Genomic DNA, 12,797 nt, shown 5'->3' with positions numbered 1-12,797 from the left:
TACTTTCTTCTTAATGGGATAATTTCTTAACGGATGTCACCCTATAGCTATCATCACCGGCTTTTTTTAAACTAAACTCGATGGAATCGCCCGCTGTAGCATCTTTCAAAGAAACGGTGGATTCTACTGAAAAAGCCATAGTCATTGCTGGCCAATTTAAAGCAGGGATCGCTTGATGATTGATGGTTAATTGTTGGTTCTTGCTATCTATTGATACAATAATGCCTTGCGCTGAAATTTCATCCGATTTTGAATTGGTATCTGAAGTAGCGGCCATAGGTTCTGCCATAGCAACAGTAAGAAAAGTGACCAAGAAGAGACTAGTGAGTAAGAGAACAACAGGGTGAATTACTTGCTTAATGGTGTTTGTTTTCATGTGACTTTCCTCCTTGATTGATAATAGTGATAGATGTAATGATTACTTGTTCATTTTTTTCTTTCTGCAATGTGAAAGTAATACTATCGCCTACTTTAAATTGCTTTAAAGTCACATTTTTTGCAACACTAAAAGGCATTGTCATGCTAGACCAGTTCAAGTCAGGAATGGGTTCATGCTGAATGGTGATTGTGTTTTGGAAAATATTCAGTGCCTTAATAATGCCTTTTGCTTTAAAAATATCGTTATTTTTTGCCGAAGATTGCTGTTGGGATTTCGTATTTTGAGTTGGCACTTGCAATCGTTCAAGTCCTGCCTTTAAATTTGCTTCGGAGTCGATAAGAAATTGCCCTGAAATAACCACATTTTCCCCAACTGTAAGCCCTGAGAGGATCTCAACTTCTGCACCTGATTCCATTCCAATGGTTACAGGGCGCACTTCGAAGCGACCCTTATCTAAGGCCACAATGACACGATCTCCTTGACTGCTTCGGATTAATGCTTCCAGAGGGATCGTTAGGATATTAGATTTGGGTTTTGCCAATATGGATATACTGACATACATATTGGGCTTTAACTGATTTTCTTGATTATCAAAACGAAATCTAACTTTAATGGTCCGTGTCATCGGATCCAATTGTGGATAAACGTATTCAACCGTACCTTTCCAAATTTTTTGAGGGAAAGCCGATACCCGTGCTTCAGCAATATCTCCTAAATGGAGCCAGCTTGCTTGTTCTTCAAAGATTTGAGCTATTATCCACACCGTAGAAAGATCGACAAGACTCATCATTTCAAGATCGGGTGTGACTCGCATGCCTTCTCGAATGTTAAGTTGTGTCACAATACCATCTTGCGGAGCATAAATGGCCACTAAATTATTGGATTTTCGGCTGGACTTGATTTGCTCAATTTGTTGCTCAGAAATATGAAGGGCCTGTAATTTTTTATAGGAAGCTTTGATTAAAGAAGGATTTTTACTCTCCAATGCAATTAAATATTCTTCTTGAGCCGTAACAAGTGCAGGAGAATAATATTCCAATAGGAGCTGGCCTTTATTCACGGTCTCACCAACCGTTTTTACAACTAAATTTTTTACCCAGCCATCAGCATACGTGTGAATGTGACCGATTTGATTTTCATTAGGCTCCACATAACCTACCGTAACGATTTGCCTTGCCAACGTGGTTTTTTTCACAGGCGCGCTACGAACTCCCATGTTATTAATAACTGTAGGCGAAATTTTTATAGCGGAGTCATCTTGATTTTCATCAGCATATACTGGTGTAAGCTCCATACCCATGCGTGATTTTCCAGGTCCTGGATAATGAATGGTTGGCTCCATAGCATCAATCCAGTAAAGTGGTGTTTTTTCTGCTTTAGAAGGTACTCCTTTTTCATTGGGAAATTCCATAGACCAGCGCCCAACAAAAACCCCCAGAATAAGAACCATGGCAAAAATCAATAATAACCTCTTATTCATGATAGGATTCCTTCGAGATAGAGCAAGGTGGCACGTGTCTTTAAGCGCTCAACCCTAAGTTGAATTTGTTCTAATTGAAAGGTTAGTTGACTGCTATAAGCACGCAATACCGCAGTTAATTCAGTCGTAGTATTTTGATAAGCTAGTAACGCTGCTTTAGTATTTTGCTTTGCTTCAGGTATCAATTGATTACTATATAAATGTTCACGCTCTGAAAGGCGCTGCCACACGGCATATTGTGTTGTTAATGCTTGCATTAAATCACGGAAATGGGTATGTCTGTCGAATTGGCTTACATTTAATCGATTTAAGCTGGCGCTTAATAACCTATCTTGACGATTGGCGGTAAACAAGGGTAAGTCCATGGTGATTTGGGCAGTTAACATATCAGAACGTGGCATCCCATCTGGCATTCTTCCTTCTCTTACGCCATAACTTATACCAAATTGCCACCCCGGCTTATATTGCTCTTTAGCGTAAGCGACTTCATAACAAGACGCCTCTACATTCGCAGCGTCTGCTTGTAACAAGGGGTGCTTGAGTAAGTGTTTTTTTAGTATAGCGAAAGAAGGTAGCATGGACCATCGTGGCATCGACAGTACTAAAGGGCGGCTAGCGTTTTTCATTCCAATCCACCGACCTAGTTGTGCTTTCAAAATCTCGATTTGCTGCTGATTTTGAATAGCTCGATTATTCAGTCCAGATAATTCCAACTGAGCTTGCACGACATCGGATTGATTTTGCCTGTGCTGTATTGAGATTCGGTTACTTTTAGTAACTCTTTATATAAGGATTGATTAAGGCGAATAACACGTAAAGCTTCAGTCCAATAATACAGCTCTAACCACGTTTCCCGTACATTTCGTAGCAAGGTAAGCGTTTGCTCATTTGCTTTAATTAATTCTGCTTTTGCCAGGGAGCGGGTCTGCTGGGATTTCATTTTTAATGAACGACCGCGTGCAAATTGTTGTTGCACACCGATTTGTACCATTGTCATTTCATCTTGAGTAAAACTAAAGGAATCCGTGGGGACATTAATAGCACCAGCGGTTAATTGAGGGTCTGGTAATTGGCCTTCAGCGATAGATTGTTGCCTTAGAGCTGAACTAACAGATTTCAAACGTTGCAGCTCAGGCGAGGTAGCAATTGCCAGGTGTTCTGCCTCGGTTAGAGTCAATGGTCTATTTTGTGAAATAGCAAACGTTGTTCCTCCCCAGCAGAGATGAAGTGTTATAACAACCCCTCGGAGAAAACAGCTTGCTTTCATACGTTAACCCTTAACTTAGACTAAAGTAAAAATTATTTAATAAGTACTGCTTAATTAAGTCAATTAATGATTAATCATACGCTTCATGGGATAAGATAATCCAGCAAAGACCTAATCCAGGGTAGTTCAGGGTATAGACCATAAAATACGAGGTATTTAAGTATAAATTAAATTTGTAGAAATAAATTTAAATTTTTAAGTATATGCAAGTAATACCATCGAGTCCCATGGGTAATTAATTTCTTTTGGAAAAATTGTTTAATCTTGGTTCACGCTAATGTTGGGGATAGTTGTTTAGTTCGCCGCTTTGGGGGCAAGTGTAATAGTAATGAGGCATAAAATAATCTTTTTAGATTAATTGAGCCCCAAAAGGGCTCAATTAAGGTCTAAGTTAAAAAAACATGCGTTTTTCCACTAACTTCTATAGAAAAATACTCGCTGATAAAAAGATCTCTAGCAAAAGCCTCATAATCAAGATAGCAGCTCACATGCTCCGGAAGTTGATGTGCATAGCATTCATCAAATAACTGACTGGCAAAATCAATCTCAGAAAAGTAACAGCCCTGATAATTGTCCTCTAGCATAGTTTGTGCATCGTCTATTGAATACTCCTCAAGAAGGGCAAGACCCAACTCACCATATTTCTTAATAAACGCTGCGTACTCTAGGATATTAGATATTGCCTCAAACTCATGAATTCTGATATTGCCGAAGCCTTCATAATCATGAATAGCGAATTCTTCTGCATTTGGTTCAGAGCTACAATCAAGCATACTCCAAATTTTTTCCATAATTTCCTCTTCCCTTTGAGTAGCATCTATCCAGACGCCATGTAAAATGGCATTGTTGTAAGAGGCTAAACAAGCAACGTAAATTGAAGGTTTTTCCATGGGATTATCTCCTATTAGGGAGCAATCCTTGGCGGGAAATTACTCCCGCACTGGGTTTATATTAAAAAAAGAATTTCATTTCGATTTCTTCACAGCAGCATATAGCGCATCTGTACTCTATGTCGCTAAGCTGACATTTTTGCGACTTGTTTAGAAAACGAGATGAGTGATTCTAATTTACTTAAACTTAATTCTGCCTGCTGAATGTCATCGCGGTTAATTTTAAGCCGGTAACGACTTAAATTATTTACGCAACAGTTCAGTTCAAACAGTAAATGCTCAATATCCAATTGTACTTTTTCTTGCTGATGCATACTTAGCTCCTTATAAATAGGGAGATTAGCCCCAAAGGGATAATCAAAATCCCAATTGGGTTATGCAAAAAGGTCAAATAATTGATTTTACCTAGTTATTAATGATGATGTGCTCAAGGCACTCCTCTGACGCGAAGTCGTAAAGACATTTCCTGTGGATTTCCCTGCTAAACGCTCTGCCATGGAATTAGGGGTACAAGATGGCAAATCACAAGACCTACAGGTTTCACCAGAATTGCACTGGCTCATCAGTTGTGTTGCTTTCAGATTAGGCAGGCTTGTATTGGAAAGCAAGCGTTATTTGTGAGCGATATCAAATGAACTTCATTGAAATTATTTTAGTATTGCCAGTCGATATTTTCCTATTTCTTGAAAACCAAGTGACTTATAAGAACGTATTGCAGAATGATCATTGGTGAACAAAATAGCTCTTTTGACTTGTTTTAAAGCGGCTTGCTTTAAGCAAAGATACACAGCGGTTCTGGCAAATCCTTTATTTCTAAAAGCAGGAGGAGTATAAACCGGACCTAGCTGTACAATATCAGGTAGATTGGCATTAAACCCACATAATGAAACAGGGGTATTATTTACAAACAAAACCCATCGATATTGACTAAGTTGCGTATCTTGAATTTCATAAATAATGGATTCTTCAAGCTTGGGGTTGTTAGCATCGTCTCCAAGCGCTTCTATATGATAAGCGATAAGCCATTCTTTAATGACATCCATTTCACAATCCACTGTTTTGAGCGTGCAGTCATAGGAATGAACCGCTTGAGGTGTAGTCATTTTTTCAAGATTAAGTAAGAATAATTTTTCCTGATAATTAATTGCGAATAGGGATGATTGTAAGCCCAGTTTATCAATGACAAAATTGGCTTGAGTATCTTCACCTAGTATCCCGGCAATTTGCCTTGTCTTTTTAAGTTTGAATTCGTCTACTAATGCTGATAATGCAGAAAAATTTTCAGCTTGCATCATCACGTTACCATTCCAATAATGCGCTAAAACGCCATTCAGTTGGTTGTTCTCAAAGGAGCCGTAATATTCTCCGTGGAAGGGTCCATCTTGGTAGGTAATTCCCGAGTGGCATAAATTGTTTCTAATGAACATGGTCGTTTCTTGATAATGATTGAGATATAACGCCAATTCATCTACATGCAATTCGCTCAGCTTTTTTATTACAATCATTTTTACCTCGGTATGATGAGTGCTTTTTATACACTTTTAAGACATATGTTAAGATATCCCAATAGAAATATACATAAGGTCTCAATGGATAAAGTAAAAATTGACAAAAACTTAGTCCAAAAGCTGATTGCCGAGCAATATCCACAATGGCTTTCACTGCCAATTCACCCAGTGACTCAAGGTGGCTGGGATAATCGTACGTTTCATCTAGGTGAAGAAATGGTGATTCGTTTGCCTAGCGATAAGGAGTATGAGCCACAAATAAAGAAAGAATATCAATGGTTGCCATGGCTTTCTAAACAACTCTCCTTTCAAATCACGCAACCTATTGCACTTGGAAAACCATCACCAGCTTATCCATGGCATTGGAGTATTAATCGCTGGATTGAAGGGGAGTCTGCTTCAAGACAGAATATTCAAGATATAAAATGTTTTGCAGAAACATTAGGAAAATATTTAAAAGAATTTCAAACTTTAGATGCTACAGGTGGACCTTTGGCCGGGGCACAGAACTTTTATAGGGGCAGTTCAATAAGGGCTTATGATCATGAAATGCAAGTTGCAATTCCTAAAATTAAAAACTCTCTTGAACAACAACTTGCAGCCTCATTATGGCAACAGGCACTTTCTTCTGGATGGCGCTTAAAGCCTGTTTGGGTTCACGGAGACATAGCCGTTGGAAATATTTTAGTTAGGAATGGAAGACTGCGCGCTATTATCGATTTCGGTCAGTTGGCTGTAGGTGATCCTGCGTGTGATTTGGTAATAGCATGGAATTTTTTCTCTAACGAAGAACGAGAGGTATTTAAAAATGCAGTTCAACTGGATAATGATACCTGGATACGAGCTTTAGGATGGGCATTTTGGAAAACCTTATGTTGGCCAATCAAAGGTACTGACGTAAGAGAAGTTTTGCATGAAATTTATACGGATTATGATGCAATTAAATAAACATATAGAAAGGTATTCAAAATTTATGATTCGGGTACTTGGCCTAACCTAAATAAATTTTTGTAATAGCTAACCGACAATGTCCAAGTTCTCTACTAATGATTTCACGCGCTTGTCGATCGATACTTTTCATTTCCCCTTTTAAATTTTTTGTAGGAATACCCCCAGAAATTGGGCATCGAAAAGGTTGATTGTTTGAGGATAAGCATCGGGTAATTTCCTCGTAGCGCCTTTGAGCGTAAGCGTGTCTAAGACCATGACATTTTTTTAACCCCATCTTTTCTGTTTGCGTTTGATAATGCCTTAAGTGTTGCTTGTATGTTTTATTATGGGGAATTAACGAATGCCCGCGAGGTATTTGCCGAATGGCTTTATCTAGCCACTGTTTTTGCTCATTACTGGTAATATCTAGTGTTCTTCCAATCCCTCCTTTAGTCCAACTAGGCTTAATAATTAAATGGCCTCCTCGCCAGGCGTCACTAATAATGAGTTTCATAGACTCTTCTCGTCGTAACCCGAATAAAAATTGAGCTTCTAGAGAAAGGCGAATCAATGGATCCTTACATAGCGAAAAATCAGGATTTAAAATTGCTTTATTGTAGGTAGGGATATAGCTACGTTTGGCTATCTTATAAGCGTCATTATTTGGTTTTACCAAATCAGGTTTGTTCAATACCACTGCAATTTTTCGTAATTTGGATAAATAATTTTTCATAGTAGCAGGATTTTTACCTACGGACTTCCATTGCTCTAGCAGTATATGAATGTGTTTGGATTTTAGTCCTTTGATATGCGCGACTTTAAAGCCTTTCTCATGCAAATCTTTAATACAGCGATTTAAAATATGGCGCATGTCCGCCTTGCTGGCAAAAGAGTAGCCTTTAATCTCTTTCAGAGACTCGTTTATTGAAAATTGTGCGCTTTTTAGCTTGGATTTACTCATTTAGGTATGACCATAGAGTATTTCGAGATTTAATTCCCATTTCAGCATGTAGGGCTATGTAGGTCTGATAATTACCTAGGATGGGCAGGAGATATTTATACATTTGTCTGGCATAAAGGTAACGCCAAGATTTATTTGTTGGTAAAGAGTGCTTAATAAGCGCGTTATTCCAATCCATACGAATTTGGTTGTAGCCCAGGTAATTTAATAGATTGAGGTTGTTTGTAAGGTTGGATAAGTCCGCTAGAATTTCTTTTTGCACTTCATTTCTAATAGGAATTATACGATCCAAAGAATTAAAGGAAATTTCTCGGGTTATCCAGAGTTTGCAGTCTTTAGTATGAATTCCTGGCTTGGTAAGGATTGACTCACTAAAGGTTAAACCAAATTGTGTTTGTAAGGCCAGTATTAAGCGGGGAACACTCTCTGCAAAGGACTCCCAAATATTAGATTGCAACTCTAAGTGACTTTTTTTAACTTTGGGTCGATATAATTGTAGGGATTGATTATCTATACCAGATGCTGTGCACTGAATATTTCGTAAAAAACTGCGAATGATGGTCATATGGCGCATGATGGTTGTATCCTTCAAGCCATTTTTTTTCCAAAACTTTACTAAGTTTTTAACGTGCTGAGTCTCTAAGCTTTGCCATGTATTAGGAACCTCACCAATACGAAATAAATCATCAACCATTTTTTGGATGACATAGTATCGTTGTTTTTTCTCCGTATAGCTTCCTTGACTTTCAAGCTTTAAGTAGCGTTTTGCGGCTTGTCTTAGGGAATATTTTCTCATCACAATCCAAAGGTTATTTGCCCTGTCTCTGGTTTAGTGTTGGTCGAGCGGCTCACTCAAAGATGAAACCCGGCAAAAACCGTAAAAGCTCGAAGTAGGGGCAAAACAATCGTTATAAGGCAAACGATGTAGCCGGTTACAACAGTTTTTTAGTAGTAGTTCTCCTTAAAAAAGAAAAGCCCTGGGCTTATCTCAAGTCCACGGTCAGTTATGAATTGACTTAAACCCCGCAAGGGAGTTGCTCTATCGAATGACAGAGTTTCCTAGATGGTTTTCCCGACTGAACGTCCAGCCACGGAGTTAGGGAAAGGAGTGGCTTTGCACAAGACGCTAATTCACGTTTCGCTGGATCGCACCAGCTCTTCAGTTGTGCTCTATTAAAAATTATCAAAGTGGTACTTGCTTCGCAAGTGCTTAAAGATAAGAATTTTGTCCTGACGCGTGAAGCGCGCCAGGACAAAATGTTCTAATGTGTTGATTTTACAAAGCAAAATCAAGGTTTGTTTCCTGCGTCACTGCACATAAATGCAGTGACGCAAAAAAGATTTGATTAACCTATAATTGTAAATCAATAGTTAGAAAGAACCTGCTAAATGACTAATGTAAGTCAAAAAATTGGAAAGCTTGCGGAAAAGTATTTTAGCATTTGGTGCACAGAAGCTGAGTTTGTGATCAATCAGTCTATTGAGGATGAAACAGGATGGGATTTTTTTGTTGAGGACTCTAACCTCAAGCAAACTACACATCAAACTATCCATGAGCCGGAATATACATATTTTTTTCAGGTGAAGTCAACAGCAGGAAGGGCCAGAAAGGTAAACATACACTTAGGTAATTTATACCGTCTTGCCAAATCCCCTATACCATGCTTTTTTATTTTTATGGTATTTAACTCCAGATTGAAACCCTCAAAAGTATACCTAAAGCATCTTGATAAAAGTCTAATATCTGAGATCCTCAAAAGAGTTGCAAAAGCCATAAAAAATGACGAATTTAATATTCTACATAAGAAAACCCTACAAATTAAGTTTGAAGAAGATAATTGCCTACAATTGACAGACGGATCACAAATTAGGGCCTTCATTGCAAAAGAAATTGGAAAGGATTACTTACAATATCGACAAGATAAAGAAGATTTTCTAAAAAATTCTGGATATGAAGATGGTTTCGGTAACTTTAACTTAGGCTTTGAAAATGAAGCGGATATTATTGAATTTACCCATTTATTCTTAGGTATAAAAGAGAGCATTCAATTAAAAAAAGGCAGTTTGTTACAGAAAAGATTTGGATATATTTTCAGAAACATTTCTGCTGATAACGCAAAGTTAGAAATTTCACCACCTACTCCTAGTCACATGGGGGTTCTGTATTTATATAAAGACAATTTACCTACCCAATATAATTTTTCGGTTAAACATTATATTCTTGATTTTAACCACCTTCTTGATGAGAAATATAGATTAAATAGAATAGCATGGGACTATTTTGATATTTTGTATAATCCATCCAATAATAACGCTCAATTTATTCCAAATTTCAATAATAGTACAAATTTAAATATATTGGAGTTTATTAAATACGCAAACTTATTTAATAAATTACAGAGCGCGGGTAATGAAGCAAAATTGTACATAAATAATAAGTGTGTTTTTACAATTAGGCAGAATAACAGTAGTGAACCCCTTAAATTAATTGACATAGAAACATTAGAATGTTTAGTGCGTTCATCAATATTTTTTCCATGTTTAATCGAGGAAAAACCATCCTTAGAACAGGTCGATAAATTAAAAATAGAAATAAATTTGTTGGATAAAATTATTTCATTCCGGCCATTTGAGATTAACTTACACTTTGAGACGGACGTTATCTCCGATATGAGTGATTACTATATGTTTAGTAATTTAACCTTTAAAATTGGTCAAAGCACAATCATTTTAGTAAGCGTATTAACTGGAAAGGCTAAAAAAATAGGAATTAACAATTTCAAATTTATAATACAAAAGACTAATATAGAACGAGCAATGTCTGCTTTTGAGCCCCTTTCTACTTTTCATCAACAATCTAGCGAAGAATTGAAAAAATATATTGTAGAAAAATATGATGATCTGCCAATGATAATTTTATGAATATATTTAAAATTACACCTGAAGAGGCACCCTAATCTTAAAGACTTCTCCTCCATTTACTAAAACAAAAGCCTGCCCTTTAGGCAAAGAAATAATATCATCCACTCCAATCATAGGTACAGAAGACGTCTGAACGCGGTCTTCATTTGTAGTATTAAAGTAAACCCCGTCCTCTCCATGAGGGGTATCATTAACCATAGAAACCTGAGTATGGCCAATTACACCCACTTGAGGGAGAACTTTAACTAAAAGATTTGCAGTTTCTTCATTTTTCACTCGCATCATAATAAGGGTATTAAAGTTACCTTCAGAAACTTCAGCTTTTGCTTTAGAGCCCAAAGCCACTTCCATATCCTGAATGGTTTGCGCATAAGCAGTAACTTGGAATCCTGCTCCACCTGCCTTATTGAGAATTTTAACAAAGGAATCTTGGATAATTTCTGATAATTCATCACAGTGCAGATTTAGAGTATAACGAGCATTGGGTTCCTTGTAGATTTTTCCTGCTGTAGAAACCAAATCAGAAAGAAAAGCTTTTCCAACTGCTTGGGCAATATTGGGGTTTGTTAAACTATCTAATCCTATATAGAGGACTTTCTTGTTTTTAATTACATCCATTAATTCAATATCTCCAAGCTCAGCCCTTGAAGACAGAATTTTGGAAGCATTGCTTTTATTAATTTCAGATAACACTGGACCAACGCTAGCAGTGATTTTGTCATAATAGTGCTTATCCATGATAGCTGCATCATACAAATCGATTAAAATTTGATCGTGGAGGGCTTCGGCATTGTTATTTTTGATGGTTTTATGAATGTGGCTTTTGACGTATTCAATAACTGCCTGATGTCGTTCCATCCGTGATTTTGTTTTGTTATTTTTTCCAATTTTACTATCGTGTTCTTCAATAATTTCGTCGATTTGAAAGTGGTAGTTTGGATAATGGCTAGGCAAAATAGAGTCTGCATATTTCATAAGCAACTGATCAAGCCTACTGATATAAAATGCTATCGATTGGTAAGTGATTTCTTGCTTCATTTCCTCCAAGCAGATAGCAACAATATTGACGTATTTCCAAGCAAAGGCTGCGAATTGCTTTCCTTCTCCTTCGGCAGAAATAGCATCAGTTATACGAGTCGCTACTTCACTTATTTGATCAAAGTTTTTGAGTGGATTGTAGCGCGCTGATTTATCAGGAAACCCCAGATGAACTATTTTAAAATCATTATTTCTCCCCGATATTTCACAGGCTGCAATCATATCTCGTACTAACTCCTGGTCGCCTTTAGGATCCACAACGATTACTGCATCTCCATTTCTAATATCCTGATTAATAAGAATACTGGCTAGTCTTGTTTTCCCTACTCGCGTGGTTCCCACTACAAACGTATGACCTACACGCACATCTTGGGGTATATAAATCGGTTTATCCTCTTCACCGACTCCATGGAGAAAAGGACTTCCACCCACTGGTGGGTCTGGTCTAAAAGGATTAAGTCTTGAACTGCTATTTAGCAGCTTGGTTAAACGGTTATTTTCGTATTTTTGGCAAAATCCTCTAACCGTTTGATAAAATTTTTTTCTTTGCATAAATTTTTCATTCTTTACCTGTTTTATTTGATGCAGTTTCTGGGTGTGGCTTGGTCGCCAGCGGAATCCTTTACCGAGAAATAACCAGTTTTTTGATACAGGAATTTGGACGGAAGATAAAGAATAGGTTGGCATGGCCAAGAGCCTTTTATGATATCGCTTAACCTTCCACGCTTGGTAGGCTCGATATATTCCCATTACTGATAGCGAAAATAGTGCATATCTACTCATTTGATAGGTTAGAAGAAAATAATAGGGATGAACATAAATGAGTATTGCCATGGAGAAGAAAGTTATTGCCGCCCAAATCTCTGAAGGTTCGCGCAATAAATTATTAATAGGGTAATCTTTCAAATGCTTCTCCAGAGGACGAGACTATCAATGAGCAAAAAAATCCCTAATAAATACCAGCGTATGTTTAGAGCAATTTTTATTTGCTCAGCGTTTAGGTGGTTTTGAGCCCTATAGCGTGAGACAACCTTTGGCCATAAAAGAACAAGAAAAAAATAAAATAATCCATGAAATAAGAGAAACCATGCGTTTAATCTCACTAGTGAGTGGCGTACTGTATTCAGTGCGTTGCTTTCTAGAAGCAATGGAGTGCAGATAAGTAAACCAAGGATTGGCAAAATAGATTGCGTTATTACTATAATGGTTGAACGGATATATTTTATTAACATAGGGAGAGCTCCTGATGAAAAGAGTTTTTCGTCTTTTGAGCGTAGTTTTGAATGGCATTCTTGGTATTGCCGAAGAAAGACCTAGCAAAAATTACATACCTTTTTATGAGACGCAGCAAAAATTTGATTCGGGATTGATTAGTGCTTTTGAATATAAAGAAGCCTTCCTTAGAAAGGATCTGTAAGATAT

The 12,797-nt window shown here is 37.3% G+C and carries 13 protein-coding genes; 3 read left to right on the top strand and 10 right to left on the bottom strand.

The window, feature by feature from the left end; genetic code table 11:
- Positions 1-10: 10 nt before the first annotated feature.
- The 7 genes from EL206_RS02990 to EL206_RS02965 form a co-directional block, all read right to left on the bottom strand.
- Positions 11-376 (bottom strand): copper-binding protein, encoded by a 366-nt coding sequence (locus EL206_RS02990; protein WP_058462059.1) that lies wholly within the window; start codon positions 374-376, stop codon positions 11-13.
- A complete protein-coding gene (locus tag EL206_RS02985) occupies positions 357-1,859 on the bottom strand; it encodes an efflux RND transporter periplasmic adaptor subunit (protein ID WP_065310930.1) in 1,503 nt (500 codons plus the stop codon). The genes EL206_RS02990 and EL206_RS02985 overlap by 20 nt, the downstream gene beginning before the upstream one ends.
- Positions 1,856-2,572, bottom strand: coding sequence for a TolC family protein (locus EL206_RS10060; RefSeq protein WP_232048494.1), 717 nt, complete (start codon positions 2,570-2,572; stop codon positions 1,856-1,858). The genes EL206_RS02985 and EL206_RS10060 overlap by 4 nt, the downstream gene beginning before the upstream one ends.
- The gene (locus tag EL206_RS10055) at positions 2,554-3,126 is read right to left on the bottom strand and encodes a TolC family protein (protein WP_232048493.1); all 573 of its coding nucleotides are present in this window, start codon (positions 3,124-3,126) and stop codon (positions 2,554-2,556) included. The genes EL206_RS10060 and EL206_RS10055 overlap by 19 nt, the downstream gene beginning before the upstream one ends.
- A 386-nt stretch (positions 3,127-3,512) precedes the next feature.
- Positions 3,513-4,016, bottom strand: a complete 504-nt coding sequence (locus EL206_RS02975) for an antirestriction protein ArdA (RefSeq protein ID WP_058462058.1) — start codon at positions 4,014-4,016, stop codon at positions 3,513-3,515.
- Positions 4,017-4,141: 125 nt separating this feature from the next.
- The gene (locus tag EL206_RS02970) at positions 4,142-4,330 is read right to left on the bottom strand and encodes a hypothetical protein (RefSeq protein ID WP_058462057.1); all 189 of its coding nucleotides are present in this window, start codon (positions 4,328-4,330) and stop codon (positions 4,142-4,144) included.
- Between the two features lie 333 nt (positions 4,331-4,663).
- Entirely contained in the window at positions 4,664-5,521 is an 858-nt protein-coding gene (locus EL206_RS02965) for a GNAT family N-acetyltransferase (RefSeq protein WP_058462056.1), read from the bottom strand.
- Positions 5,522-5,605: 84 nt separating this feature from the next.
- Here EL206_RS02965 and EL206_RS02960 point away from each other — a divergent pair, with 84 nt between their 5' ends.
- Positions 5,606-6,472: an aminoglycoside phosphotransferase family protein gene (locus tag EL206_RS02960; protein ID WP_058462055.1), complete on the top strand. Its 867-nt coding sequence runs from the start codon at positions 5,606-5,608 to the stop codon at positions 6,470-6,472.
- Positions 6,473-6,515: 43 nt separating this feature from the next.
- On the opposite strand, the gene EL206_RS02955 is transcribed toward EL206_RS02960, so the two are convergent.
- Together EL206_RS02955 and EL206_RS02950 are read right to left on the bottom strand one after the other, a co-directional pair.
- Positions 6,516-7,415: a phage integrase N-terminal domain-containing protein gene (locus tag EL206_RS02955; RefSeq protein WP_058462054.1), complete on the bottom strand. Its 900-nt coding sequence runs from the start codon at positions 7,413-7,415 to the stop codon at positions 6,516-6,518.
- Entirely contained in the window at positions 7,408-8,211 is an 804-nt protein-coding gene (locus EL206_RS02950) for a phage integrase N-terminal domain-containing protein (RefSeq protein WP_058462053.1), read from the bottom strand. The genes EL206_RS02955 and EL206_RS02950 overlap by 8 nt, the downstream gene beginning before the upstream one ends.
- A 593-nt stretch (positions 8,212-8,804) precedes the next feature.
- Here EL206_RS02950 and EL206_RS02940 point away from each other — a divergent pair.
- Positions 8,805-10,337 carry a hypothetical protein gene (locus tag EL206_RS02940; RefSeq protein ID WP_058462052.1) on the top strand — a complete coding sequence of 511 codons (1,533 nt, stop codon included), beginning with the start codon at positions 8,805-8,807 and terminating at the stop codon, positions 10,335-10,337.
- 12 nt (positions 10,338-10,349) lie between these two features.
- Here the strand turns inward: EL206_RS02940 and traD are convergent, their stop codons facing one another.
- Entirely contained in the window at positions 10,350-12,281 is a 1,932-nt protein-coding gene (gene traD / locus EL206_RS02935; protein WP_058462051.1) for a type IV conjugative transfer system coupling protein TraD, read from the bottom strand.
- Between the two features lie 340 nt (positions 12,282-12,621).
- Between traD and EL206_RS09945 the strand changes: the two genes are divergently transcribed.
- Positions 12,622-12,792, top strand: a complete 171-nt coding sequence (locus EL206_RS09945; protein ID WP_165476668.1) for a hypothetical protein — start codon at positions 12,622-12,624, stop codon at positions 12,790-12,792.
- Positions 12,793-12,797: the final 5 nt, after the last annotated feature.

Source organism: Legionella adelaidensis, assembly GCF_900637865.1.
Classification (GTDB): Bacteria; Pseudomonadota; Gammaproteobacteria; order Legionellales; family Legionellaceae; genus Legionella_A; species Legionella_A adelaidensis.
Note: the sequence above shows the minus strand (reverse complement) of the source record. Positions and strands in the feature narration are given on the sequence as shown.